Origin of the sequence: Streptomyces sp. WAC 06738 (assembly GCF_003945505.1) — a bacterium.
Classification (GTDB): domain Bacteria; phylum Actinomycetota; class Actinomycetes; order Streptomycetales; family Streptomycetaceae; genus Streptomyces.
Genome location: NZ_CP029618.1, coordinates 8,277,079 through 8,302,510, shown reverse-complemented (window position 1 = coordinate 8,302,510; position 25,432 = coordinate 8,277,079). Strand labels below are relative to the sequence as shown.

18 protein-coding genes and 1 pseudogene are annotated in these 25,432 nt (G+C 72.2%); 10 read left to right on the top strand and 9 right to left on the bottom strand.

Translation table 11 applies throughout. The annotated features are described in order from the left end of the window. Nucleotides 1–328: 328 nt before the first annotated feature. Together DMB38_RS35910 and DMB38_RS37405 are read right to left on the bottom strand one after the other, a co-directional pair. Nucleotides 329–1,207: a substrate-binding domain-containing protein gene (locus tag DMB38_RS35910; RefSeq protein WP_240662807.1), complete on the bottom strand. Its 879-nt coding sequence runs from the start codon at nt 1,205–1,207 to the stop codon at nt 329–331. Nucleotides 1,208–1,254: 47 nt separating this feature from the next. Then, nucleotides 1,255–1,419, bottom strand: a pseudogene (locus tag DMB38_RS37405) (LacI family DNA-binding transcriptional regulator); the annotation flags it as partial. A 235-nt stretch (nt 1,420–1,654) separates the two neighbouring features. On the opposite strand from DMB38_RS37405, the gene DMB38_RS35905 reads away from it, so the two are divergent. The 6 genes from DMB38_RS35905 (at nt 1,655) to DMB38_RS35880 (ending at nt 10,198) form a co-directional block, all read left to right on the top strand. Next, the gene (locus DMB38_RS35905) at nt 1,655–2,947 is read left to right on the top strand and encodes an extracellular solute-binding protein (RefSeq protein ID WP_240662653.1); all 1,293 of its coding nucleotides are present in this window, start codon (nt 1,655–1,657) and stop codon (nt 2,945–2,947) included. 14 nt (nt 2,948–2,961) lie between these two features. Then, a complete protein-coding gene (locus DMB38_RS35900) occupies nt 2,962–3,978 on the top strand; it encodes a sugar ABC transporter permease (protein WP_125938703.1) in 1,017 nt (338 codons plus the stop codon). A gap of 1 nt (nt 3,979) precedes the next feature. After that, nucleotides 3,980–4,816: a carbohydrate ABC transporter permease gene (locus DMB38_RS35895; RefSeq protein WP_047019634.1), complete on the top strand. Its 837-nt coding sequence runs from the start codon at nt 3,980–3,982 to the stop codon at nt 4,814–4,816. A gap of 2 nt (nt 4,817–4,818) precedes the next feature. After that, nucleotides 4,819–5,898, top strand: a complete 1,080-nt coding sequence (locus DMB38_RS35890) for a glycosidase (protein ID WP_125938702.1) — start codon at nt 4,819–4,821, stop codon at nt 5,896–5,898. 39 nt (nt 5,899–5,937) lie between these two features. After that, nucleotides 5,938–8,862 carry a polysaccharide lyase family 8 super-sandwich domain-containing protein gene (locus tag DMB38_RS35885; protein WP_125938701.1) on the top strand — a complete coding sequence of 975 codons (2,925 nt, stop codon included), beginning with the start codon at nt 5,938–5,940 and terminating at the stop codon, nt 8,860–8,862. Nucleotides 8,863–9,055: 193 nt separating this feature from the next. Beyond that, the gene (locus DMB38_RS35880) at nt 9,056–10,198 is read left to right on the top strand and encodes a glycoside hydrolase family 43 protein (protein ID WP_240662652.1); all 1,143 of its coding nucleotides are present in this window, start codon (nt 9,056–9,058) and stop codon (nt 10,196–10,198) included. Nucleotides 10,199–10,297: 99 nt separating this feature from the next. Here the strand turns inward: DMB38_RS35880 and DMB38_RS35875 are convergent, their stop codons facing one another. Continuing rightward, nucleotides 10,298–10,684: a hypothetical protein gene (locus DMB38_RS35875; RefSeq protein ID WP_125938700.1), complete on the bottom strand. Its 387-nt coding sequence runs from the start codon at nt 10,682–10,684 to the stop codon at nt 10,298–10,300. 8 nt (nt 10,685–10,692) lie between these two features. Beyond that, complete coding sequence (locus DMB38_RS35870) at nt 10,693–11,202, bottom strand: SigE family RNA polymerase sigma factor (RefSeq protein ID WP_125939493.1); 510 nt, start codon at nt 11,200–11,202, stop codon at nt 10,693–10,695. A gap of 193 nt (nt 11,203–11,395) precedes the next feature. Between DMB38_RS35870 and DMB38_RS37620 the strand changes: the two genes are divergently transcribed. The 4 genes from DMB38_RS37620 to DMB38_RS35850 all read left to right on the top strand — a co-directional run bounded on the left by DMB38_RS37620 (nt 11,396) and on the right by DMB38_RS35850 (nt 18,368). Continuing rightward, nucleotides 11,396–11,782, top strand: a complete 387-nt coding sequence (locus DMB38_RS37620) for a hypothetical protein (RefSeq protein WP_125938699.1) — start codon at nt 11,396–11,398, stop codon at nt 11,780–11,782. Nucleotides 11,783–11,972: 190 nt separating this feature from the next. Then, complete coding sequence (locus DMB38_RS35860; protein ID WP_125938698.1) at nt 11,973–13,184, top strand: sulfatase-like hydrolase/transferase; 1,212 nt, start codon at nt 11,973–11,975, stop codon at nt 13,182–13,184. Beyond that, the gene (locus tag DMB38_RS35855) at nt 13,181–14,578 is read left to right on the top strand and encodes a sulfatase (protein WP_125938697.1); all 1,398 of its coding nucleotides are present in this window, start codon (nt 13,181–13,183) and stop codon (nt 14,576–14,578) included. The genes DMB38_RS35860 and DMB38_RS35855 overlap by 4 nt, the downstream gene beginning before the upstream one ends. A 121-nt stretch (nt 14,579–14,699) precedes the next feature. Next, a complete protein-coding gene (locus DMB38_RS35850; protein ID WP_125938696.1) occupies nt 14,700–18,368 on the top strand; it encodes a family 78 glycoside hydrolase catalytic domain in 3,669 nt (1,222 codons plus the stop codon). A 99-nt stretch (nt 18,369–18,467) separates the two neighbouring features. Here DMB38_RS35850 and DMB38_RS35845 read toward each other — a convergent pair whose 3' ends face one another. The 5 genes from DMB38_RS35845 to DMB38_RS35825 all read right to left on the bottom strand — a co-directional run bounded on the left by DMB38_RS35845 (nt 18,468) and on the right by DMB38_RS35825 (nt 25,431). After that, entirely contained in the window at nt 18,468–19,559 is a 1,092-nt protein-coding gene (locus DMB38_RS35845; RefSeq protein ID WP_125938695.1) for a glycoside hydrolase family 5 protein, read from the bottom strand. A 78-nt stretch (nt 19,560–19,637) separates the two neighbouring features. Further along, nucleotides 19,638–22,097, bottom strand: coding sequence for a glycoside hydrolase family 3 C-terminal domain-containing protein (locus DMB38_RS35840; protein ID WP_125938694.1), 2,460 nt, complete (start codon nt 22,095–22,097; stop codon nt 19,638–19,640). Next, nucleotides 22,094–23,191: an oligopeptide/dipeptide ABC transporter ATP-binding protein gene (locus DMB38_RS35835; protein WP_125938693.1), complete on the bottom strand. Its 1,098-nt coding sequence runs from the start codon at nt 23,189–23,191 to the stop codon at nt 22,094–22,096. The genes DMB38_RS35840 and DMB38_RS35835 overlap by 4 nt, the downstream gene beginning before the upstream one ends. After that, entirely contained in the window at nt 23,188–24,315 is a 1,128-nt protein-coding gene (locus DMB38_RS35830) for an ABC transporter ATP-binding protein (RefSeq protein ID WP_125938692.1), read from the bottom strand. The genes DMB38_RS35835 and DMB38_RS35830 overlap by 4 nt, the downstream gene beginning before the upstream one ends. Before the next feature lie 12 nt (nt 24,316–24,327). Continuing rightward, nucleotides 24,328–25,431, bottom strand: coding sequence for an ABC transporter permease (locus tag DMB38_RS35825; RefSeq protein WP_125938691.1), 1,104 nt, complete (start codon nt 25,429–25,431; stop codon nt 24,328–24,330). Between the last annotated feature and the right edge of the window lies 1 nt (nt 25,432).

Sequence of the window (25,432 nt, the reverse complement as noted above, 5' to 3'; positions counted from 1 at the left end):
AGGTGTGCACCCGTCCGCTGACGAGCGCTTCCGGGTGCTGATTCGGTCACGGCCGGGGTAGGTTCGCCCCGCTTCTAAACCGGTTTGAAGCGATGCGTCAACAGTTACCGGCTACGCCCCGCGGACGTCAACAGTCGCGGCACGACGAGAGTTGGTGTGAAGGTGACGTCGCGGGGCCTGTGGCGGTGCCGGGAACCGTGCTGACGCGCCGGCTCCTGCTGCTCGGCACGTCCGGCAGCAGGCGCACGGCGTGCCGCCGGAACGGGCCGGCCGCGGCCCGCACCGCCGCCGCGGGGCCGGCCGCTGCCGGGTTGGTGAGTCCGCCGGCTCAGCGCGCCGGCGGCGCCGTGCTCGCGCGAGCCACGAACTCCACCGGCGGCAGTGCGGGCGCCTGGAAGGGATGCCCCTGGGTGAGGGAGACGAGTTGCCGCGCCGCGGCACGGCCCCATGCGATCACGTCCTGGCGGACGGTGCTCAGCGGCGGGGCGATGTACTCGGCCAGCGGGATGTCGTCGAATCCCACCACCGACAGATCCCCCGGGACGCTCAGTCCGCGACCGGTCGCCGCGGCGATCCCGGCGATGGCCATCAGGTCGTTGGCGTAGAGGATGGCGGTCGGCGGCTCGGGCAGGTCGAGCAGGGCGTGGGTGGCGCGGGCGCCGCCGGCGCCGGTGAAGTCCCCCGCTTCCAGCGGCCCTTCGGGCAGTTGGGCGTCGGCTAGGGCGGTCGTCCAGGCGCGCCGGCGGGCCTCGGCGTGCACGTAGCCCTCGGCGCCGCTGACGTGCCCGATGCGGCGATGGCCGAGCGCATGCAGGTGCTCGACGGCGCGGCGCACCCCTTCGGCGTCGTCGACACCGATCGCCGGCACCGGGCTGTCCGGCTGGTCCGGGCCGATGATCAACGCGGCCAGGCCGAGCCGGTCGGTGAGCGCCGGGCGCCGGTCGCCGAGTTGGAGATCGGTGAGGAACACGCCGTCGGCCCGGCCGTCGTGGCTCAGGCGCTCGTACGCGTTGTGTTCGGCGTCCTCGGTCTCGACGACCTGGAGGACGAGGGCGTAGTCGAGGGGGACAGCCCGCTTTCGACACCCGCGACGAACTGCGGGAAGAACGGGTCGGTGCTGAGCAGTTCGGGAGGCCGGCGGATCACCAGGCCGAGGGCCTGGGCGCGCCGGGTGGACAGTGCCCGGGCCCCGGCGCTGGGCTGCCAGCCCAGCTCGGCGGCCGCTTCCAGGACCCGTTGCCGCGCGTGCGTACTGACGCCGGCACGCCCGTTGACGACGAAGGACACGGTCGCCTTGGACACCCGGGCCAGCGCCGCGACGTCCCCGATGGTGGGGCGGCTGCGCCGGCGCGGGGGCGCCGGCGCCGCGGGCTCCGCGCCGGTCTGCGCCGCGCCCGGCTCGGGGTGCTGGTGGGTCATGCTGTTCCCCTCCTTGCCGCCGCCCGGTGCGGACGGCCTCCGGGTGCGGAGACCCGGCCGATTACCGGAACGTTTCGTGCGGTCCCTTGACGCTTACATTTTAAACCGGTTTGAATGGCGCCCGTCACCCCGGCTCGATCATCTGGCCGGGGACCGGTCGACGACGGCGTGGGACGGGCAACCGCCGTCGCGTCCGGCATCTCTCCACCCTCACACCATGAAGGGGTCAGGCCCTATGAAGCGTCATACGCGCATTGCGGTGCTGGTGACGGCCGCGGCGGTGGTCCTGCCACTGTCCGCCTGCGGATCCGACGACTCCGGCGGCGGCAAGCCGACAGCGGGGCCGATCGACATCTGGTACTCGACCAACGAGCAGGAGCAGGCGTGGGCCAAGGCCGCCGTCCACGCCTGGAACGCCGAGCACCCCGAGGAGAAGATTACCGCCCGGGCGGTGCCCGCGGGCAAGTCCACCGAGGACGTCATAGGCGCGGCGATCACGGCGGGCAACACGCCCTGCCTCGTCTACAACACCGCGCCCGCCGCGGTCTCCGCGTTCGAGAAACAGGGCGGGCTGGTGAACCTCTCCAAGACGTTCAAGGACGCCGAGTCGTTCATCGAGCAGCGCTCGGGCGACGCGGTGGACGGCTTCCGGTCCCCGGACGGCTCGCTCTATCAAATGCCCTGGAAGACCAACCCGTTCATGCTCTATTACAACAAGGAAGCCTTCGCCAAGGCCGGGCTGGACGCGGAGCATCCCAAGCTGCGCACCTATGACGACGTACTGGCGGCGGCCGAGGCGATCAAGAGCGCCAAGGCGGCGGACTTCGCGCTGTATCCGCCGGCGACCAGCGATTACACCAACTCGCTCTTCGACTTCTACCCGCTGTATCTGGCGAACTCCGGCGGCACCCAGCTCGTCGAGGACGGCAAGGCCACCTTCACCGGCGAGGCCGGCCTGCAGACCCTCGGCTTCTGGCAGGAGATGTACGCCAAGGGCTACTCCTCCCCGGAGGCGTACAGCGGCGACATGTGGGCGGGCCCGTTCGCCGACGGGGCGGCCGCCATGGGCATCGCCGGGCCGTGGGGCAAGGGGCAGTTCGACGGCAAGGTGGAGTACGGCGTGGTGCCGCTGCCCACCGCAGCCGGCGCGGAGGAGACGTCGACGTTCGCCGATTCGAAGAACGTCGGAATGTTCACCTCGTGCCGGAACCAGCAGACCGCCTGGGACTTCGCCAAGTTCTCCATGAGCGAGGAGAACGACGCGGCGCTGCTCGAGGAGACCGGCCAGTTCCCCACCCGTACCGATGTGACGACCGTCGCCGCCGGCTTCCTGAAGAAGAACCCGTTCTACGAGCCCTTCGCCGACGCCGTCCCGCGCGCCGTCGACGTGCCGAACATCCCCGGCTCCAGCGAGGTGTGGACGACCTTCCGCAAGGCGTGGGACGACACCGTGCTGTCCGGCAAGGGCGACGTGGAGGACGCCTTCGGCGAGGCCGCCCAGACCATCGACGACCAGGCCAACGGCTGACGAGGCGCACCACCATGACCGCACCGCATCCCCATCGGCAGGAGGCGCGGGCCGGCGGCGGCTCGCCCTCCGGCCCGCAGCCCAAGAGCTCCCGGCCTCCCGCTCCCCGCGCGAGCGCCCGGGCCGGCCGGCCGCCACGGCCCGGGCGGGCACACCGCGTCGAGCGCTGGCTGGGCCGGCACCCGTTCGGGCTCGCGCTCACCGCCCCGTACACGGCCTTCGTCCTGGTCGTCTTCGCGATCCCGTTCGGCTTCGGCGTCTGGATGGCCTTCCACGACTACTTCTTCACCGCCCCGGGGGTGTCGGTCCCGCACCCCTTCGTCGGGTTCGACAACTTCACCGCGGTCCTGGGAGACGGGGACACCCGGCGCGCCTTCCGCAACCTGGGTGTCTTCATGGCGATCAACATTCCGCTCACCGTCGTGCTGGCCCTGTCACTGGCGGCGGCACTCAACTCGGCCACGCGATGGCGGGTGTTCTTCCGCGTCTCCTACTACGTGCCGTACGTCACCGCTTCGGTGGCCACCCTCGCCGTGTGGCTCTTCCTCTTCAACGGCTCCGGCGCGGTCAACCACGCGCTCGGCGCCTGGGCGCCGGAACCGTCGTGGCTCGCGAACAAGCACCTGGTGATGCCGCTCATCGCGCTCTACGTGACGTGGAAGCAGCTCGGGTTCTACGTCCTGCTGTATCTGGCCGCGCTGCAGAACGTGCCGCGCGAGCTGCACGAGGCGGCGCTCACCGACGGCGCCGGGCGCTGGCAGGCCTTCCGCGCGGTCACGCTGCCGGCCGTGCGGCCGGTGACCTCCCTGGTCATCCTCCTGTCGCTCATCACCTCCGGGCAGATCTTCACCGAGCCGTTCCTCCTCACCGGCGGCGGCCCGAACGGCGCCTCGCTCACCCCGGCGCTGCTCATCTACCAGCGTGGCCTGGAGCAGGGCGAACCGGACGCGGCCGCCGCGATCGGGCTGATCCTCGTCACCGCGGTGCTCATCCTCGCCACCATCTCCCGGCGCGTCATGGAGAGGAACTGACATGGCCCGTACGCTGCTGCGCCTGCTGCGTTACGGCGCGCTCGGTCTGGGCGCCGTCGCCGCGCTGCTGCCGTTCTACTACATGCTCATCGGCGCGCTGCAGAAGAAGCGCGACACGAGCCTGGGCGGGCTGCTGCCCGACCCGTCCAACCTGACCCTGGCCAACCTCTCCGGGATCGACGATTCCTTCAGCCTCACCACCGCCCTGCTCAACTCGCTCATCATGACCGCCGGGGTCGTGGCCTGCACCCTGGTCTTCGGGCTCCTGGCCGGATACGCGCTGGCGATCCTGCACTTCCGCGGTCGCGGCCTGGTCTTCGCCCTGGTGCTGCTCGTCCAGGCGATCCCGTTCCAGCTGCTGATGATCCCGCTCTACGTGATGGTGGTGCGCTACTTCCACCTGGCCGACAGCTACGCCGGGATGATCCTTCCGTTCGCCGTCAACTCCGTCGCCGTGCTCATCTTCCGCCAGTACTTCCTGCAGATACCGAGGGAGATATTCGACGCGGCCCGCATGGACGGCGCCGGCGAACTGCGCATCCTGCGCTCGGTCGCGGTGCCGCTGGTACGGCCGGCGATCCTCACCGCGATGCTGGTGACCTTCATCGGCCCGTGGAACGAGTTCCTGTGGCCGTTCCTGATCACCAAGAACCCGGACATGCAGCCCCTCGCGGTGAGCCTGGCCAACTTCTCCCAGGCCAACTCCACCTTCCAGGCCAACCCCATGGGCGCCGTGCTGGCCGGGGCGTGCGTCCTGGCAGTCCCGGCCGTGGTGCTGTTCCTGCTCTTTCAGCGCCACTTCACCTCCGCCAACCTCGGCTCCGCGATCAAAGGGTAGGTATGACCCAGCTCAACGCCGAAACCGCACTCCCCTACGCCCTGAAGCGCATCGGCGTCCTCATGACCGCCGACCCGGCCGACCCGCTGGAGGCCGAGGGCGTCCTCAACCCCGCCACCGCCTGGGGACCCGACGGCCACCTCTACCTCTTCCCGCGGATCGTCTCGGCCGGGAACGTCTCCCGCATCGCCCGGGCCCGTGTCGTGATCGAAGACGGCGTCCCGGTCGGCGTCGAACGCCAGGGTGTGGTCCTGGCCCCGGACGAGGGCTTCGAGCGCGGCGCGCACAACGCCGGCGTGGAGGACCCGCGCATCACCTTCCTCCCGGACCTCGGCGTGCACGTCATGACCTACGTCGCCTACGGCCCCCTCGGCCCCCGTCCGGCCCTGGCCGTCTCCGACGACACCGTCCACTGGCGGCGCCTGGGCCCGCTGCACTTCGCGTACCGGCCGGGCCTCTCCACCGACCTGAACTTCTTCCCCAACAAGGACCTGGTGTTCTTCCCCGAGGTGCTGCCAGGACCGAACGGACGGCCCTGCTTCGCCATGCTGCACCGGCCGATGTGGGAGCTGGACTGGCTGCGGCCCGGCGAAGGCGCCCCGGCCCCGGCCGGGGTCACCGACCCCCGGCCGTCGATCTGGATCGCCTACGCGGACGCCGGCGCGGTCCGCGCCGACCTCTCCGCGCTCACCTCGCTCACCCATGCCGCGCCGGTCGCGGGCCCCCAGATGCCGTTCGAGGAGGCCAAGATCGGAGCCGGGCCGCCGCCGCTGCGCGTGCCCGAGGGCTGGCTGCTCATCCACCACGGGGTCACCGGCCCTGTCGCCAAGGGCTTCGAACTGAGCCACGGCTCCGTCTACCGGGCCGGCGGCATCCTGCTCGACGCCCTCGATCCGTCCCGGGTGCTGGCACGCAGCCCGCAGCCGTGGCTGTCCCCGCAGATCCGGGAGGAGACCGAGGGCACCCTCGGCAACGTCGTCTTCCCCACCGCCGTCGAGGAGATCGACGGCATCCCGTACGTCTTCTACGGGATGGCCGACAGCTCCATCGGCGTCGCAGCACTCGAGCGCACCGCCCCGTAGCCCCCGTCCCACCCCCACCTCGCAGAGAGGAGTCTCGTCGTGACCGTTTCACGCCGAGTCTTTCTGGGTTCCTCCAGCGCGGCGCTCGCCGCGCTGATCACGGCCGGCGGCCCGCTGGGCCGCGTACCGTCGGCGTTCGCCGGCACCACCGGCGACCTCGCGGACATCCGCTCGACCCTGCTCGGTATCTACCTCGCACACGACTGGCTCGACGACGGCACCACCGCCCGGGTGGAATGGACGTACCAGAGCCAGGCCATGGAGTACCTGTCCGCCCAGCGGGCCGACGGCTCGTGGAGCGACGTGGACTACTCCGCCACCAACAGCGCCGCCAACGGGGCGGCGTGGTCGCCGTACCGGGCGCTGGACCGGATGCAGGCCATGGCCGCCGCGTACGCCAATCCGGCCGGGCCGCGCCACCGTGACCCCGCGCTGCTGGCCGGCGTGGAGAAGGGCGTCGAGCACTGGTTCCGGGTGAAGCCGACCAACGTCAACTGGTGGGAGCGGGGCATCGGCATCCAGCTCCGCCTGGGGCGCATCGGCCTGCTCCTCCACGGACAGCTCGACGCCGCCCGCACGGCGGACATCGTCGGCGTCCTGCAGAGCAGTTCGTCGGGCACCGGCCAGAACGCCGTCTGGTACGCGCAGAACGTCATCTTCCGCGGGCTGCTCACTCCTGACCCCGCCCTCGTCGCCTCCGGCCGCGACGCCATGGCCCGCGCGATCCTCCTCAACACGGGCGACGGCATCCAGAGCGACCTCAGCTACCACCAGCACGGAGACCAGCTCTACTCGGCCGGGTACGGCCGCAGCATGCTCACCGACGTCGCGCAGTGGCTGTACGTCCTGCGACGTACCTCCTACGCGTTCTCGCCCGCGTCGGTCTACGACTACGCGAGCTGGGTCCTGGACGGCACCCGCTGGATGATCAACGGGGACCACGCCGAGTTCAACGTCTTCCTCAACCCCGCCCCGCGGTACCGCAGCAACGCCGAGCGCACCCTCGAAGCCCTCCGGCGGATGGACGACGTCCTGCCGGGACAGGCCGGCCACTTCGGCCGGCTGCGGCGCAACATCGCCCTCCAGAGCAGCGACACGGGACTGAGGGGCCACAAGTACTTCTGGCGCTCGGACTTCGCCGCCCACAAGCGCCCCGGCTGGGGCGTGACCGTGAAGATGGTCTCCGCGCGCACCATCGGCTCCGAGTGGCGCTCCTCCAACCCCCGAAGACTGAACTACCTGTACTGGGTCCCCTTCGGCACCACGTTCATCGCCCGCAGGGGAGACGAGTACCGCAACCTGTTCCCCGTGTGGGACTGGTCCCGCCTGCCCGGATGCACCAACCCCGCGGTCGTGGTCCCCCTGGACGCGAGCAACCCCTACCGGCAGTCGACCACCTTCGTCGGCGGCGTGGACAACGGGCTCTACGGCGCCGCGGCCCTGGACATGGAGAAGTACGGCACCACCGCCCGGAAGGGCTACTTCTGCTTCGACGACGAGTTCGTCGCGCTCGGCGCGGGCATCACCTCCACCGATCCGAACCCCGTCGTGACCACGCTCAACCAGACCCGCCGGGTGGGCAGGGTCGTCGCCGCCGGAAGCACCGTCGAGCCGGGGGCCACCCGCACCCGTACCGGAACGTGGGCCTACCACGACGGCACCGGATACGCCTTCTTCGAGCCGGTCGCCATGACCGTCAGGAACGAGACCGTCACCGGGTCCTGGGCCGACATCGCCACCGGCCAGGACCCCGCCCCCGTCACCGAGGACGTGTTCGGCCTCTGGCTCGACCACGGTACGGAGCCGAGCGACGCGACGTACGCCTACGTCGTCCGGCCCGGCGTCGACCAGGGCCAGGCCGTGGCATACGCGCAGCACCTGCCCGTGCGGGTGCTCGCCAACAGCACCTCCCTGCAAGGCGTACGCCACGACGGTCTGGGCATCTCCGAGCTCCTCTTCTACTCCCCCGGCACCGCGGAGATCCGCAAGGGGGTGACCCTCGCCGTCGACGAGCCCTGCATGGTCATCCTCGACGAGTCGGGAACCGGCGCGCCCGTCATCACCGTCTCCGCCCCGCAGGCGCCCGGCGTCACCGTCGCCGTCACCCTCACCCGGTTCGGAGAGGTCACCCGCGAAACCGCCACCCTCCCCGACGGCGACCGCCAGGGAGCGGGAGTCACCCTCGGCGCAACGGCGAACGACGTCGCCCTGCGCCGCCCGGTGCTCACCTCCTCCGAACAGGACACCTCCGTCGGGGCCCACTTCCTCACCGACGGCAACCCCCGCACCCGCTGGGGCTCGGCGCCTTCGGACGACGAATGGGCGATGGTCGACCTGCTGACGCCGCAGATCGCCGACGCGGTGAGACTGCACTGGGACACGGCCTTTGCGCAGGCGTACGCCGTCGAGGTCTCCCCCGACGGGGAGAGCTGGCGGACCGTCCACTCGACCACCTCGGGATCCGGCGGGACCCGGACCCTGGCCATCAGCCCTCAGCCGGTGCGGTTCGTCCGCCTGAACCTCACCAAGCGGCACACCAGGCGGGGCTTCTCGCTGCGGGGCCTGGAGGTCCACGCGGCTTCGGACCTGGCACGCGGTAAGCCCGCCACCGCCTCCTCCACCCGCGTCCCCGAACTGGCCCCGGCCAACGCCACGGACGGGCAGGACACCACCCGCTGGGGATCCGACTACTCGGACCCGCAGTGGCTGAGCATCGACCTGGGCGCCACGGTGGCCATCGGCACCGTGAAACTCCACTGGGAGACGGCCAGCGCCAAGAGCTACCGGCTCCAGGTCTCGGACGACGGCGGCGCCTGGACCGACGTCCACTCCACGACCAGCGGACCGGGCGGGGTGGAGACGATCCCCCTCTCCGCCGACGCGCGATACGTCCGCATGTACGGAACGCAGCGCAACACCCAGTACGGGTACTCGCTGTTCTCGTTCGAGGTGTACGGACGTTAGCCCGGCATCCCCGCGCCGGCTCCGCGTGGGAGCGAGCGCCACCCCGCGCGGACACGTCGCGACGGGGTGGCGCTGTCCCACTCTGCGCACCGCGGCCCGCTCGCAGTACGGCGGCTCCGTTCCTTGACAGGGTTCCCCGCCGCTGTGACAGTTGAGAGCGCTCTCAGTCATGTACACGCCAGAAGGAGACGTGATGCGCACTTCCCGTTGGCTTGCCGGTGCCGTCCCGTTAGGGCTGATCGGCGTACTCGCTCTCGGACAGACCGCCACCGCCACCCGGCCCGGCGACGGACCCGCCGGCCCGCCGGCCCAGGAGGCGGCGGCAGCAGCGACGGCGGCGACGGCGGATCCGCCCTCCACGCTCGGCCGCGCCCTGGTCGGCGGCGCCGACCCCAGCGTCATCAAGGTGGGCAGCCTCTACGTCTCCGCCAAATCGGTGGACGGCGGGATCGCGGTGCGGACGGCGTCGACGCCGGAGGACGTGGCCACCGCCCCCAAGCATCAGGTGTGGCAGGACACCGCCAATCTGGGCGAGGTCTGGGCGCCGGAGATCGTCCACCACGACGGCCAGTACCGCATCTACTTCGCCGCCGGCCGCGGCGCGGCCCACCGGATGTACCACATCGGCTCCCCGAACCCGACGTCCGGATACTCCGCGGCCGTGAAGGTCGCCCTGCCCGGCGACAAGTGGGCCATCGACGGAGTGCCCTTCACGTTCGGCGGGCAGCGCTGGTTCGTGTGGTCGGGCTGGGCCGGCGACACCAACGTCGAACAGAACCTCTACGTCGCCCGGATGAGCAGTCCCACCGCCTCCACCGGCAGCCGCTCCATCATCTCGCAGCCGCGTGAGCCGTGGGAGCGCGTCGTGGGCAACCCGTACATCAACGAAGCGCCCCAGCCGATCGTCGACCCGAGTGGCCAGTTGCACGTCGTCTACTCCGCGAACGGCAGTTGGAGCGACAAGTACTGCATCGCCGACCTGCGGCTGAGGGCCGGCGGCGATCCCACCTACGTCTGGGACTGGTACAAGAGCAACGGCTGCCTGTTCGGCTCGCATGCGCCGTCCATGATGTCCGGCTGGACACCGACGGTGAACGTCAACGGTCCCGGCCACCACACGTTCATCCTTCCGCAGGGCGACGTGAACGCCGGTCCGCCGTCCGGCAACCGCTTCCCCACGATGTTCCACGCGGTGGCCAAGGGCACCCCGTACACGTGGTCCAACCGCTTCTGGTACTCCGGGACGGCGGTGTGGTGGAGCAACACCACGTACCGGCGCGCCAACGTCCCCGGAAGCACCACCGACGTGGGCTACAGCCTGAAGTTCTTCGAGTAGGCGGTGCGGCGGCTCTGCCGCGCCGCCCCGGTGTGCGACTGGGCACGTGGCGGGGACGCGGGACAGGGCCTCGTGCCGTGGCCCGGGCGCACCGGCTTGCTACCGGGAGCCGGTGGACGGGGGACTCCCGGTGGACGGCACTCCCGGGGCATCGGCGCCGTCGTCGTTCCGCGTCGGTGTGGGGACCCCGCTGGGGACCTCCGACGGAGGCGTGGACGGCGTAGGCGACGCCGGTGGACCACTGGGCGGCGGGGTGGCGGGCCTGGAACGGTCCTCGGCACCCGGACCGGGCAGGCCCGCCGCGAGGCCGACGGCAAGGGCGACGACCGCCAGCGCGCTTCCGGCGGCCGCCACGGCGCGGCGGCGGCGGATACGGCGTCCGCCGTCGACGGCCGCGTCGGTGACGCTGGGCATCGGCGGCGCCGTGGGATCGTCCGCCATGGCCGCGAAGGCGCGGTGCAGGTCGGCGGACTCCTGCTCGTCCATCTCCCGCCTCACCTTCCGTTCACCTCCTGGGCGAGCGTTCCGAGGAGCTGACGCAGCCGGCGCAGTCCCCGCGCGCTCTGGCTCTTGACCGTTCCCGGGCTCACCCGGAGCGCCTCGGCGGTCTGCTCCACACTCCAGTCCTCCCAGAACCGCAGCACCAGCACCGCCCGGTACCGGGGCGGCAGTTCCATGAGCGCGGACTGCATCACCAGCCGCAGTTCGCGGGTGGCCGGGGGCGCCGGCTGCGCCTCGGGCACCTCCTCCACCAGTTCCTCGCGCCAGGTGCGGCGGCGGAGCTGGTCGATGAAGACGCGGGTGAGGATGGTACGGGCGTACGCGTCCACGTTGCCGTCCCGGCGGACCCGCCCCCAGGCCGCGTAGAGCTTCATCAGGGTGGTCTGGGTCAGGTCCTGGGCCTGGTGCCAGTCACCGCAGAGCAGGTACGCGCTGCGTCTGAGGTCCGCCTGCCGGGCCTCGGCGAACTCCCGGAACTCCCGCTCCCGTACCGCTTCCCTCACCCACCCCGCCCTTCGGCTCACACACCGCTTCTCACAGTCCTCTACGTGAGCGGGCGGCCGGAGGTTGCACGTAGCCGGGCTGAACTTCTCCGGGACAGGCGATGCAACCCGGGGCGTCCCCGGGCCCGTACTTCTCATGCAAGGGCCCCGGCGACCGCCGGGGCCGGTCCACCACCACGCACCGGGAGTCACCTTGACGACCCCTCACCGCAGGCGTCCGCGCCGTCTGATCCTCGCCGCCACCGCCGCGGGCGTCCTGACCGTCGGCGGCCTGGGCGCGCTCGCCCACGCCACCACCGGCACCGAGAAGCCGGCCGGCGGCTCCGGCCCGCAGGAGTCCGCCACTCCGAGCGAGGTGCCGGGCGAGCCGACTCCCGTCCCCTCGGAGCCCGGCACGCCGAGCGAGACCCCCACCGTCCCCTCGGCGCCTGACACCCCGAGCGAGCTGCCGGAAGAGCCGACGCCCGTTCCCTCGGCACCCGGCACGCCGGGCGAGGAGCCGGGAGAGCCGACGCCCGTCCCCGAGGAGACCGGCACTCCCACGCCGCTCGCGCCCGGCGCACCTTCCCCTCAGTGGTAGAGCCGGCCGTGCGGTGACCGCCGCGTCCCCGGTGACCGGACCGCACCGGGCACCGGGGACGTTGACGCGAGGCTTCGGCACTTTCGCCTCACCGTGGAGAAAGTTCGCCCTCCCGTCGCCAAAGGTGTTGGCCGCCTGACGGAAGTCTTCTATGGTCGACATGTTCCTGTCATGAGAGAGAGGCGGGGTCATGGTGCCACCGAACGTTGTCGTGGTTCTGGCGGACGACCTGGGCATCGGTGATCTCGGCCCTTACGGCTCGCGCCTCATCCGTACGCCCGCGATGACCCGGCTTGCGGCCGAAGGCGTCGTCTGCGAGGCGATGTACGCCGCCGCCTCGACCGACACGCCGTCCCGCGCCGGCCTGTTCACCGGGCGCTACGGGGCGCGTTACGGCCTGCCCGCCTCCACCGCCCCCGGCACCGACGCCGGCCTGCCGCCGGACGCGGTCACCGTCGCGAAGCTGCTCGGGAGCGCGGGCTACGCCACCGGGCTCTTCGGTCAGTGGCGGCTCGGCGCGGGACCGGGCCGGCACCCGCTCGATCACGGCTTCGGCCGCTTCGAGGGCACCCTGTACGGCACCGACGTGATGCCGCTGGCCTGGTACGAGGGGCGGAAGGCCGTCGTGGACGACGCCGACCCGGCGACGGCCGCGCGCCGCCTCACCGACGCCGCCCTCGACTTCGTCGACGACCACCGCGACGGCCCGTTCCTCGCCGTCCTCTCCCACCTCGGGCCGCACGCCCCCTACCGGGTCGAGCCCCGCTTCCACGGCGCGTCGGCCGCCGGCGCCTACGGCGACCTGGTCGAGCAGCTCGACCACTACCTCGGCGTGCTCCTGCGCCACCTCGACCGCAGGAGACTGACGCACCGGACGCTGGTGATCGTCACCAGCGACAACGGACCGCGCTATGAGGGCCGCACCCAGGAGCGGCGCGGCCGCAAACCCGAGGTCTTCGACGGCGGCGTCCGCGTCCCGTTCCTCGCCTCCCGGCCGTCCGTCACCCGCCGCACCCGCGACCGGACGCCGCGCTCGCTGCTGGACCTGGTGCCGTCCCTGTGCACGCTCGCCGAAGTGGACCCGCCGGACGGCCTCGACGGCGAGGACATGTCCGCGCTGCTGTCCGGCCGCCCCTCCCCCGGCCGGGGACCGGTCTACCTCTTCTTTAACGAGTGGCTGAACGCCGTGCGCAGCGACCGCTGGAAGCTGCACGTCGCGTTCGGTGCCAACAGGACCGCGTACATGCCGCAGTTGTTCGACGTCACGGCCGACGTCCGCGAGGCGTACAACCTGGCCGCCCTCCACCCCGGTGTCGTGGAGCAACTGCGCGGGCCGCTGGAGGAACTGCGCGACGACGTCGCCGCCGAGGCCGCGGCGCGGAAGGAGACGACGACCGTATGAGCGTCCAACCCGGTGAAGCCGCTTCTTCCACGGCATCCGCCACCCGCAGGACGGTCCTGAAGGGCTCCGGCGCCATGGGCCTGGCCGCCGTCGCCGGCGTCACCGCCGCCGTCCCCGCCCACGGCGAGGAGGCCGCCGCACCGAACGTCGTCATCGTCTACTGCGACGATCTCGGCTACGGCGACCCCGGTTGCTACGGCTCGCCGCTGGTGAAAACGCCCGCCATCGACGGCATGGCGCGCCGCGGTATGCGTTTCACCGACTTCTACGCGGGCGCCCCCACCTGCACCCCGTCCCGCGCCTCGCTGCTGACCGGCTGCTACGCGCCGCGCGTGAACCTCGCGACCGTGCTCTTCCCCGACCACACCAACGGGCTGTCGTCGCGCGAGACGACGCTCGCCACGTATCTCAAGGGCGCGGGCTACGCGACGGCCCACATCGGCAAGTGGCACCTCGGCAACCCCGCCGTCGACCCCGCACTGCACCCCATGGAGCACGGCTTCGACCGCTACTTCGGTCTGCCGTACTCCAACGACATGGCGCCGCTGCCGCTCTACGACGACCGCGAGATCGCCGAAGAGCCGCCGGACCAGGCGAGCCTGACGCGGCGGTACACGGAGGAGACGGTCTCCTTCATCCGCGCCCACGCCGGCGGGCCGTTCTTCGTCTACCTCGCCATCACCCAGCCGCACGAGCCCCTCGCCTCGGAGTTCGCGGGCCGTTCGGCGGCGGGCCCGCACGGCGACTCGGTGGAGGAGATCGACCACTACGTGGGCGTGCTGCTGGACGAACTCGACGCCCTCGGCGTCCGCGAGAACACCTGCGTGATCTTCACCAGCGACAACGGGCCGTGGTACGTCGGCAGCGCCGGGGACCTGTACGGCCGCAAGGCCGAGACGTACGAGGGCGGCCAGCGCGTGCCGTTCGTGGTCGAGTGGCCGGCCGTCGTGCCGGCGGGGGTCACCTACCGCGAGCCCACCTCCCTCGTGGACATCCTCCCGACCTTCCTCGAGGCCGCGGGCGTCGAGCCCGACCCGGAGCGCACCATCGACGGCCGCAGCATTCTGCGTGCGCTGACCACCGGCCGGCGGGTGGACCGCGGCGACATCTTCTCCTACGACGACCAGCGGACACCGTCCGTCGGCAACTGCAACGCCGTACGGCGCGGCGACTGGAAGCTGCACGTGGGCCGCGTGCCCGGACCGTACTTCACCGGCCGCGCCTTCTCCCCCACCGAGGAACTGCCGCAGCTCTTCGACCTCGCCCGCGATCCCGGGGAGTGCTACGACCTCTCCCGGCACTACCCCGAACTCGTCACGACGCTCACAGCCCGCATCGAGGAGTTCGACGCCGCGCTGCGGGCGGACCACGCCGAGCGCTACGGGCCTCTTTGAATCGTTCAATTCTTTTGCCGGACACGCGTCTCCCGGATTCCCTCTGTGCGGGCGATTGCGTCCAGTTCCTTGCCCCGCTAACCTCCGGCGCGACTCTTGAATCGTATCAACGGAGGTTCTGATGCCGGCGGATCCCCGCAGCTTCCTCAGCCGCCGCCGCGCCGTCGGGGCGGTCGGAGCCGGTGCCGCGGGGCTCGCGCTCCCCGCGCAGGCCGCCGGTGCCGGCGCCGCGGGCCCGGAGTCCACCGCGCGAGGCTCGCGGGCGGTGGCCGGCCTGCAGGTCAACTCGGTGACGGAGCCGCTGGGCACCGAAACCGCGCCGGTGTTCAGCTGGGTTCCGCAGGTGGGCAGGCAGTCCGCGTACGAGATCGAGGTCGGCACCGCGCCGGGCCGCGCCGACATGTGGCGCAGCGGCAGGGTTCCGGGCGCGCAGAGCACCGCTGTGCCCTACGAGGGCGGCGAACTGGCCTCTGGACGTCCGTACTTCTGGCGGGTCCGGGCATGGGACGAACGGGGCACGGCGACCGGCTGGAGCGAACCGGCGCGTTGGGAGACCGGCCTCCTGGACGGCGGGCGGGGCTGGGCCGGGGCGCGGTGGATCGGCGGTCGCGAGCCGCAGGACCACGACTGGCGGGATCTGACGGAGACCGTCGTGTTCCGCGGCGGTGACGACCCCGCGGCGGGACTGGCGCTGCTGTTCCGCGCGGAGCCGGTGGGCAAGACCTGGGGTGAGGCGCTGAGCTGGGTGCTCCGGCAGCAGGACGGCCGCATCCGGCTCCAGATGACCACCCTGCACTACGCGGGCAACACCTGGGTCGACGACGGCACGTCGGAGCCGGACTGGGGCGTGGACCACTACGATCCGCAGAGCGAGACCAACCCCACCGCGACCGGCGTGCGCTCGGTGCCCGTCGCCACCGTCGACGTCCCGGAGAGCACGGGTCTGACGCCCGCCAGTTGGGCGGACCGGGACCACACCGTGGTCCTCACCGCGCACGGCACCACCGTGACCACGTCGGTGAACGGTGTCCGCGTCGACTCCCGCACCCTGCACGGGGACCAGATCCGCAGGCACGGCTCGATCGGCTTCGGCTCCGGCAGCTCCGCCGTCGTGCGTACCGTACGCGTCGAGGGGACCGGTGCGCCCCGCTTCGACGCGGACCTCACCGCGGGGGCGAACCCCTTCGAGAGCGGCGTCGGCACGTCCGCCGGGCTGACCTTCGTGGCCAAGAACGCCATGCTGCCGATCGCCAACCCGGCCCCCCTGCTCCGCACGGCGCAGCCGCTGCCGCGCGGCGAGGTCGCCCGGGCCCGGCTGTACCTCAGCGCCGCGGGGAACGTCGCCTTCACCGTCAACGGCGAGCCGCTGACCACCGACGGCCGGCCGCCGGCCGCGGACCTGTCCAACGTGCCCCGGCTGCTGACCGACCACAGCACCTACGACAGGACCGTGCTCTACGACACCTTCGACGTCACCCGCCTCGTCCGCCCCGGCGTCGAGAACGTGCTCGCCGCCGAGCTGGGCCGCGGCTGGTACGGCGTGACCACCCCGCAGGAGTGGTACTGGCACATGGCCCCGTACGCGGGAGCACCGCGGATGCGGGCCGCTCTGGTGGTGACGTACGCGAACGGCGCCACCACGGCGGTGGTCACCGACGGGTCGTGGAAGACCGCCGACGGCCCGACGACCTTCGACTCCGTCTACTCCGGCGAGAAGTACGACGCCCGGCTCGCCGCCGCACTCGGCGACTGGCGGCGTGGCTCCGGCCCGCGCACGGGTGGCCGGTGGACGCCGGCCACGGTGCTCGTCGAGCCGGGCAGTTGCCAGGCCCCCGCCCCGGAGTACCACGGGCCGCTGCCCGCCACCACCGTCCCGGACGGCTTCTCCCCGGCGCGGATACGGGCCCACGAGGCCGAGCCGGTCGTCGTCGGCCAGACCCTCCACCCCGTCTCGATGCGGCGCAGCGCGCCCGGTTCCGACGCCTGGATCCTCGACTTCGGCCAGATCGTCACCGGCTTCCCGGTGCTGTCGCTGACCGGCGTGCCGCGCGCGTCCGCAGGCGTCACGCTGCGCATGTCCGGCGCCAATCAGATCTCCGGCGACGGCACGCCGGACGCCCCGCTCACGCCGGTCGAGGAGAACTACTTCCACGACGCCAACCTGCAGACGAACTACTACACGCTCGGCGCTGCGGCACACCAGACCTGGGAGCCGCAGTTCAGCCACTGGGGGTTCCGCTACCTGGAGGTCCGCAACCTCGACGCGGCCCTGGGCCGCGCGGTCGACCCGCGCCGCGACTCCCGGCTCTTCCACGTGCACGTCGCCCGCTCCGGCTTCGCCCGCACCGGCACCTTCACCACGGACAACGCCCTGCTCAACCGCATCCAGCGCAACCTGGAGTGGGCCGAGCAGAACAATCTCGTCCAGAAGCCCACCGACACGCCCTCGCGGGAGAAGAACGGCTGGACCGGCGACACCATGGCCAGCTCCGAGTCGCAGTCCCTCACCTGGGACGTCAACGCCGCCTTCACCAAGTACCTGCGCGGCTTCCCCGACGGCCAGATCTCCACCGGTCAGCTCCCCATGATCCTGCCGGCGGCCAAGGGCGGCTACGGCTACGACCGCACGCCCGGCTGGAACCTCACCTGGAAGGCCGTCCCCGCCTGGGACTCCGCCTACTTCGTCATGCCGCGCGAACTGCACACGTACTACGACAACCGCTCCCTGTACACCGAGCTGTACGAGCACCAGGACGCCCTGCTCACGTACTACGAGACGCTGTTCACGCCGGAGAGCAACTACCGCTTCCGGGCCGCGCTCGGCGCGTACTCCGGCGCCGAGGCGCCCGGCGACAACGCCGTCATCAGCCTGGCGTTCTACGTCCACTTCTGCGACTACATGGACGAGGTGGGCGAACTCCTCGGCAGGTCCGGGCGGGCCGCGTACTACCGGGACCGGGCCAGGACGCTGCGCGCGGCGTTCATCGAGAACTACTGGGACGAGGCTGCCGGCCACTTCACCCAGGGCAGCATCTCCAGCGAGAACGCCATGGCCATCGCCTTCGACCTCGTTCCCGGCTCCGACCTGCCCGCGAACGACCCGCGGCACCTCGCCGGCACCCGGCCCCTGGAGGAGAACCGCAAGGCGCTCGCCCGACTGCTGGCCGACCGCATCACCGCCGCGGACCACCACATCCAGAACGACATGTACGGCTCGCGGTACGAGTTCAACATCCTCAGCGACTACGGCCACACCGACGTGGCGCTCAAGGCCGTCACCCAGGCAGGACCGCCCGGCTACGCCGACCAGATCGCCCAGGGCGCCACCTCCCTGTGGGAGAACTGGTCGCCCCGCGGCTCGCTGAACCACCACTACCGCAGCAACGTCGCCACCTGGTTCTACCAGAGCCTGGCCGGCATCCGCCCCACCTCGCCCGCGTACGCGACCCTGCGCATCCGCCCGCACATCCCCTCGGCCGCCGTGAACAGCAAAGTCCCCACGGGACCCGGCGATACCGACCTCGCCCCCACGACGCTCGACCACGTGGCGGCCCGCCTGGAGACGGTCCGCGGCACGGTGGCTTCGCAGTGGCGCCGGCACGCGGACGGGCGTATCGGCATGGAGGTCACCGTGCCGTACAACACCACCGCGGAGGTCTGCGTACCGGTCCGCGGCGCCGCGATCTCCGCTCCCTCCGGCGTCCGCTTCCTGCGGCACGAGACCACGCCGGGCGGCGAGCGCTACGCCGTCTACCGCGCCACGGCGGGCACGTACCGCTTCACCACCTGACGGGCGGTGGTGGGGAGCCGGGCGGGACAGCGAGGGCCGGCGGAGCTGACGCTGGGCGGGCTCCGCCGCCGCCGGGGGCGGCGGAGCCTGTGTGCCGGGTCAGCCGTGTGCGGGCTGGTCGGCGGTCTTCTTCTCGGCCAGCCACTGCTTGATGAACTGGCCCTGGTGCTCACCGCCGAGCAGGTTCCAGTCGTGGTCGTACATCATGGGCTTCCAGTAGTTGCTGTACGCCCACGCCACCCAGCTGATCTCCGGGCGTGCGTCCAGGTACTGGCGCAGCGGCGTGCCCCAGCCCGAGGTGGTGCCCTTGGTGACCGGGTCGGACCAGGGGCCCTCCGGGTTCCAGCCGAACTCGGTGAGGATCACCGGGATCTTCTTCGCGGCGTTGCCGAACTTCGCGTCGAGGTTGGCGGCGGTCGCCGCGCCCTGGTTGGGGTAGAGGTGGTAGACGTACGCGATGTTCCCGCCGCTGACGGGGTCGGCGGCGGCCTGGTTGACGCGGGTGCTCCACTGCGGGCCGCCCATGAGGATGAGGTTCTTCGGGGCGACGGCGCGGACCTTGTTCACGACGGGCTGGATGTAGCTCTTCCAGGTCGCCCAGGAGTCGGGGTTGATGGGCTCGTTGTAGACCTCGAAGATGACGTTCGGGATGTCCTTGTACTTCGGTGCGACGTACGACCAGAAGTCGAGGACGCGCTGTTGCGGCATCCCGCTCGTGCCGCCGTAGTCCTGCACCTTGTGCAGGTCCACGATGATGTAGACACCGCGGGCGACGGCCTGCTGGACGTACGGGTCGATGTGCTGGCGGAAGTTCTCCTCCAGGCTGAGCGAGTCGTTGGGCGCCCATTCGGTGACGGGCAGCCGGATCACCTTGGAGTGCCAGCCCAGGGCGGGGTCGGTGGCCCGGTTGATGAGCTCCGCCATCGGCTTGGGGTTGCATGCGCTGCACTCGTTGTTGTGGCGCGGCCCGATCATCGATACGCCGCGGAGCGTGACGGGGTTGCCCGCCGCGTCCTTGATGCGGTTGCCCTCGGTCTTCAGCCACGGCACGGCCGCCTCGGGTGCGGCGTCCGCGGGCGCGGCGCCTTCGGGCGCCGGTCCGGCGGTGGCCTGTCCCGGGGCGATGACGGTGACGAGCACCGCCACCGCGGCGAGGATGGCGAGCAGGAGCTTTCGTGCTTTTCTGTGCATGCGGCTCTCCTGGGAACGAAGGTTCGGTGGGGGGTGGTGCCGATGCGGTTGCGGTCCTCCTCTCCGTGCGGGGTGGTCTCAGTGGATCCGTACGGTCCCGGTGACCGCGAGATCCGCCGAGCTGAAGCCGAGGTGCACCTGGAAGTCGCCCGGTTCGGTGCGCCAGGCGCCGTCCCAGTGCTGGAACGCGCGGGCGGGGATCCGCAGGTCGGCGGTGACGGTCTGCCCCGGGCCCGCCGTGACGGTCGCGTGCCCGGCCAGCCAGCGCACCGGCCGGTCGACGGCGCCGGCGGGGCGGGACAGGTACGCCTGGACCACCTGCTTGCCGCGGCGCTCTCCGGTGTTGCGCAGGGCGACGATGAGCAGGAGATCCTCGCCGGCGGCGAGTTCGCCGGGGATCTCCGCCGTCGGCGGAGCCCAGGTGGTGTATCCGAGCCCGTGTCCGAAGGGGTACGCGGGCTCGGCGCCGGACTCCAGCCAGGCGCGGTAGCCGATCCTGATGCCCTCGTCGTACGGCAGCCGTCCCGCCGCCGGTGTGGTGGACAGCACGGGTACGTCCGCCTCGTCCGCCGGCCAGGTCGTGGGCAGCCGGCCGCCGGGCTCCACCGTGCCGAGCAGCACGTCGGCGAGCGCGTGCCCGAACTCCTGGCCGCCGAACCAGGTGAGCAGCACGGCGGCGACGTCGTCCCGCCACGGCAGCAGCACCGGCGCGCCCGCGTTCACGGCGACCACCGTGCGGGGGTTGGCCGCCGCGACCGCGCGGACCAGGTCGTCCTGCCGGCCGGGGAGGGCGAGGGTGGTGCGGTCGAAGCCCTCGCTCTCCACCTCCGGACCGGTGCCGACGACGACGAGGGCGACGTCGGCGTCGCGTGCCGCCGCGGCCGCCGCGGCGATCTCGGCGTCGGGTGCGCCGGTGTCCAGGTCGAGCCCGGCGACGAGGGTGACGCCGGAGTCCGGGCCCTGCCGCGGCGGCAGGCCGAGGCGGACGGCGATGTCCACCGGCCGGCCGGTGTCGAGTTCGACGGGCGCGCTCGCGTGCGGCGGGGAGACGAGCCCGCCGCCGAACTCCTCGCCGGTGTGGACGAGTTCTTCCCGCAGGAGTTCGGTGCCGTCGACGGCCAGCCGGAGGGTTCCGGCGCCCGCGACTCCGATCCGTACCGGACCGGAGCGCGCGGGCAGATAGCGCGTGGTGACCTCCACGGTCGCGGTGTGGGCGAGCCGGGCCGAGCCCAGGCGGGCCAGGTTGGCGTCGCGCCGGTGCTCGTCGAGGATCACGGTGCCGTCGGCGCCGCGGCACACCAGGCGCACGCCCGGCCGGCCGCTGACCGGATCGGTGAGGTCGCTGCCCGCGAAGGGGGCGATGCCGCGCTGGGCGAGTGCGCCGAGGTGCCAGTCGACGCGGGCGCCGGGCAGCGCGGCCCGTAGACCCTCCAGCGGCGAGACGGCCCGGGCGGGCTCGACGGTGGCGCTGCCGCCGCCCTGGGTGCGGGGCAGGAAGCCGAGGTGCCCGACGACGGCGACGGAGCGCAGGCCCTCCGCCGACCAGGGCAGCTCACCGCTGTTGCGTACGAGCACGGTGCCGGTGGCGGCCACCTCCCGCGCGAGCGCGGGCCCGTCCTCCCCGGCCGGCGGTGCGGCGACGGCCGGCGCGAAACCCTCCAGCGCACCCACGCGCACCGCGAGACGAAGGATCCGCAGCACCTTCTCGTCGACGGCCTCCTCCGGCACCCGCCCGTCCCGCACGGCCGCGGTCAGCTTGCCGCCCCAGGGGCCTTCCGGTCCCGGCATCACCAGGTCCTGGCGCGCCAGCGCCGCGGGCCCGGTGCTGCGCACGGCCCACCAGTCGGAGACCACGACACCGTCGAAGCCCCACTCGCCGCAGAGCGGCTCGGCGAGCAGCGGATGCTCGCTCATCGTGGTGCCGTTGACGGAGTTGTAGGCGGACATCACCATCCAGGGCCGCTCGCCGGTCACGGTGTCCTCGAAGGCGGCGAGGTACAGCTCGCGCAGGGCGCGCTCGCCGATGCGGTTGTCGACGGTGAAGCGGTCGGTCTCCGCGTCGTTGGCGACGTAGTGCTTGGGTGTGGCGCCGACGCCGCCGTCCTGCACCCCGCGGACGAACGCGGCGGCGAGCCGGGAGGTGAGCAGCGGGTCCTCGGAGTACGCCTCGAAGTGCCGGCCGCCCAGGGGGCTGCGGTGCAGGTTGATGGTGGGGCCGAGGACGACGTCGACGCCCATGCGGCGGGCTTCGCAGGCGATGACGGCGCCGTAGCGGTAGGCGATCCGGGGGTCCCAGGTGGCGGCCAGGGCGGTGGCGGAGGGCAGGTTGAGGGCCGTGAAGCGGCCGTCCCAGCTCTCGCCGCGCACTCCGCTGGGTCCGTCGGACAGGACGATCCGGCGCAGGCCGACGGCGGGTTCGGCGTGCAGGGCCCAGTTGTCGGCGCCGGTGAGCAGCCGTACCTTCTGCTCCAGGGTGAGCTTGCCGACGAGGGCACGCAGTGCTGCGGTGGCGGGTTCCGTGGCGGTCCTGTCGGTCATGCGGTCGCTCCAGGGGTTTCGTGGACTCCGGTCAGCGTGAGTTCGCCGGCGAGGTGGCAGGCGACCCGGTGTCCCGGGTCGGTACCGCCGGCGGCGGGGATCAGCGCGGGGGGCTTTTCCGGTACGTCGCAGAGGCCGGGGCGGGCGAAGCGGCAGCGGGTGCGGAACGGGCAGCCGGCGGGCGGGTGCGCCGGGTCGGGCAGGTCGTCGGAGAGCCGGATGCGGCGGGCGCTGCCGCGCAGCCGCGGGTCCGGGCGGGGCACGGCGGAGAGCAGCGCCTCGGTGTAGGGGTGGCGCGGGCGGGCGTACAGTTCGTCGGTCCCGGCCAGTTCGACGATCCTGCCGAGGTACATGACGGCGACGCGGTCGCAGACGCTCTCCACGACCGACAGGTCGTGGGAGATGAACAGGTAGGTGAGCGCGAACTCCTCCTGGAGGTCGCGGAGCAGGTTCAGGATCTGGGCGCGGACGGACACGTCGAGCGCGGAGACCGGCTCGTCGGCGACGACCAGTTTCGGGTCCACGATGAGCGCGCGGGCGATGCTGACGCGCTGCCGCTCGCCGCCGGAGAAGGCGTGCGGGTAGCGGTGCAGGTACTTCGGCGAAAGACCGACGCGGGTGAGCATGGCCGCCACCCTGTCCTCCAGCTCCGCCCCGGTGGCGATGCCGTACGAGCGCAGCGGCTCACCGACGATCTGCAGCAGCGTCATCCGGGGGTTGAGCGAGGAGAACGGGTCCTGGAAGACGACCCGGACCTGCCGCTGGTACGCGCGCAGCCCGCGGCCGGACAGGGCGGCGACGTCCACCGGCTCCGCACCCGCCTCCGGCCGGTAGGAGATCCGGCCCGAGGTGGGCCGGAGGATTCGGGCGACGCTGCGGCCCAGGGTGGTCTTGCCGCAGCCCGACTCCCCCACCAGGCCGAGGGTTTCACCGGGCCGGACGGAGAGGTCGACGCCGTCGACGGCGCGGACGTGGCCGACGGTGCGGCCGAGGAAGCCGCGCTTGACGGGGAAGTGCGTGCGAAGGCCGCGGACTTCGAGGACGGGGGCCGTGCGTGCGGCGGCGGTGGTGTCCGGGAGCACGGTGTCGGTCATGCCTGGGCTCCTTCGGTCGTGGCCGCCGCGGGGACGGCCGGCGGCGCGTCTCCGTGCAGCACGCAGCGGACCCTGCGGTCCTCGGACAGCGCCGTCTCGGGCGGCTCCGCCGTGTCGCAGACCCCGGCGACCGCGCTGGCGCAGCGCGGGTGGAACGGGCAGCCTGCGGGGCGCTCGGAGGGGTGCGGGACGTTCCCGCGGATGGAGGCGAGCCGCTGCCGGGCACCGGCGCCCATGCGGGGTACGGAGCCGAGGAGGGCCCGGGTGTAGGGGTGGGCGGGGTCGTGGAAGATGGCGTCCACGGGGCCCTGCTCGACCACCGTGCCGAGGTACATCACCACCACCTCGTCCGCGATCTCGGCGACCACGCCGAGGTCGTGCGTGATGAAGAGGACCGACATGCCGGTGTCCGCCTGGATCCCGGTCAGCAGGTCCAGGATCCGGGCCTGGGTGGTGACGTCCAGCGCGGTGGTCGGCTCGTCGGCGATGAGCAGTTCGGGGTCGCAGGAGAGCGCGATGGCGATCATCACGCGCTGGCACATGCCGCCGGAGAGCTGGAAGGAGTACGCGTCCATACGCCGCTCGGCGCCGGGGATGCCCACCCGCTCCAGCAGGTGCACGGCCCGTGCGCGGGCCGCTTCCCGGCTCAGCGGCAGGTGGAGCCGGATGGCCTCGACGAGCTGGTCGCCGACGGTGTACATGGGCGAGAGGGCGGCCATCGGTTCCTGGAAGACCATCGCGATCCGGCCGCCGCGGACGGAGCGGATCTCCTCGCCCCGCGGGTCGAGCGCGGCCAGGTCGAGGGACCGGGCCTGGGCAGTGTCCGCGGTGTCCTCGGCCGCGGCGCCGTCCGCGGGAGCGCCGGCGTCCACGGCGGCTGGGGCGGCCGGGGCGTAGAAGCGGATCGAGCCGCCGACGATCCGGCCCGGCTCCTCGACCAGGCCGAGGACGGAGCGCGCGGTCACGCTCTTGCCGCAGCCCGATTCCCCCACGACGCAGACGATCCTGCCGCGCGGGACGGTGAAGCTCACCCCGTCCACGGCGCGGACGGTGCCCTCTTCGGTGTCGAAGTGCGTCTTCAGATCGATGATGTCGAGCAACGGGGGGTCCGGTTCAGGGGCCATCGTCTCGTTCCGTCACTTCCTGTAGGGGTCCGCGGCGTCGCGCAACCCGTCGCCGGCGAAGTTGAGGGCCAGAACCGCGGTGACGACGGCGAGGCCGGGGAGCATCAGCCACGGGGCGGAGGAGAGCACGCGGATGTTCTGCGCGTCCTGCAGCAGCACGCCCCAGCTCACGACGGGTGCCTGGAGACCCAGGCCGAGGAAGCTCAGCGCGGTCTCGGCCAGGATCATCGCCGGGATGGAGAGCGAGAGCTGGGCGATGAGGTGGCTGCTGGTGGACGGCAGCAGGTGCCGGAAGATCACCCGGCCGCGGGTGCAGCCGTCCAGGCGGGCCGCGGTGACGAACTCCTCCTGGCGCAGGGCGAGGAAGCGGCCGCGTACCTCCCGGGCCAGATGGGTCCAGCCGATCATGGCCAGCACCACCGTGATGGCGAAGTACCGCCGCAGCGGGCCCCAGTCGGGTGGCAAGGCCGCCGCCAGGCCCAGCCAGAGGGGCAGGTGGGGCAGGGACATGAAGAACTCGACGAGCCGCTGGATCGCGGTGTCGGTTCTGCCGCCCAGGTAGCCGGAGATCCCGCCGAGCGTCACGCCGAGGAGGAACGCCACCACGACGCCCACCAGTCCGATGGTCATCGACACCCGGGTGCCGTGGATGAGTTCGGAGAGCAGGTCGTGCCCGTTGCGGTCGGCGCCCAGCAGGAACATCGCGGCGCCGGGCTCCTTGGGGCCGATGAGGTGGCGGTCCCAGGGGATGAGGCCGAAGAGGTGGTATTCGTCGCCCTTGACGAAGAAGCCGATGGGGACGTCCGCCGACGGGTCGGTGGTGAAGGTCTGCTCGTACGTGTCGTCGTCCACGGTCGTCGTGTAGCCGTCGACGTGCAGGCCGCCGCTGAACCGGACCGTCTGCGGCGGGGCGTACGGGTAGTCGTCGTCGAGGTAGTCCGTGCCGTAGGGCGCCAGGAACTCCGCGAAGAGCGCGACGAAGTAGAAGGCGAGGGTGACGATCAGGCCGGCCATGGCGAGCTTGTGCCTGCGGAACCGGCGCCAGATGAGCCGCCATTGGGAGGCGCCGTGCCTGGCCGGTGCTGCGGTCGGCGCGGGCCGGGTGCGTATGCGCATG

Bases quoted from the DNA above. Each gene is read 5' to 3' on its own strand.
- DMB38_RS35850 (WP_125938696.1), top strand. From the start codon at position 14,700: ATGCCGGCGGATCCCCGCAGCTTCCTCAGCCGCCGCCGCGCCGTCGGG.
- DMB38_RS35905 (WP_240662653.1), top strand. From the start codon at position 1,655: ATGAAGCGTCATACGCGCATTGCGGTGCTGGTGACGGCCGCGGCGGTG.
- DMB38_RS35825 (WP_125938691.1), bottom strand. From the start codon at position 25,431: ATGCGCATACGCACCCGGCCCGCGCCGACCGCAGCACCGGCCAGGCAC.
- DMB38_RS35830 (WP_125938692.1), bottom strand. From the start codon at position 24,315: ATGGCCCCTGAACCGGACCCCCCGTTGCTCGACATCATCGATCTGAAG.
- DMB38_RS35860 (WP_125938698.1), top strand. From the start codon at position 11,973: ATGGTGCCACCGAACGTTGTCGTGGTTCTGGCGGACGACCTGGGCATC.
- DMB38_RS35875 (WP_125938700.1), bottom strand. From the start codon at position 10,684: ATGGACGAGCAGGAGTCCGCCGACCTGCACCGCGCCTTCGCGGCCATG.
- DMB38_RS35890 (WP_125938702.1), top strand. From the start codon at position 4,819: ATGACCCAGCTCAACGCCGAAACCGCACTCCCCTACGCCCTGAAGCGC.
- DMB38_RS35895 (WP_047019634.1), top strand. From the start codon at position 3,980: ATGGCCCGTACGCTGCTGCGCCTGCTGCGTTACGGCGCGCTCGGTCTG.
- DMB38_RS35855 (WP_125938697.1), top strand. From the start codon at position 13,181: ATGAGCGTCCAACCCGGTGAAGCCGCTTCTTCCACGGCATCCGCCACC.
- DMB38_RS35845 (WP_125938695.1), bottom strand. From the start codon at position 19,559: ATGCACAGAAAAGCACGAAAGCTCCTGCTCGCCATCCTCGCCGCGGTG.
- DMB38_RS35835 (WP_125938693.1), bottom strand. From the start codon at position 23,191: ATGACCGACACCGTGCTCCCGGACACCACCGCCGCCGCACGCACGGCC.
- DMB38_RS35900 (WP_125938703.1), top strand. From the start codon at position 2,962: ATGACCGCACCGCATCCCCATCGGCAGGAGGCGCGGGCCGGCGGCGGC.
- DMB38_RS35840 (WP_125938694.1), bottom strand. From the start codon at position 22,097: ATGACCGACAGGACCGCCACGGAACCCGCCACCGCAGCACTGCGTGCC.
- DMB38_RS35880 (WP_240662652.1), top strand. From the start codon at position 9,056: ATGCGCACTTCCCGTTGGCTTGCCGGTGCCGTCCCGTTAGGGCTGATC.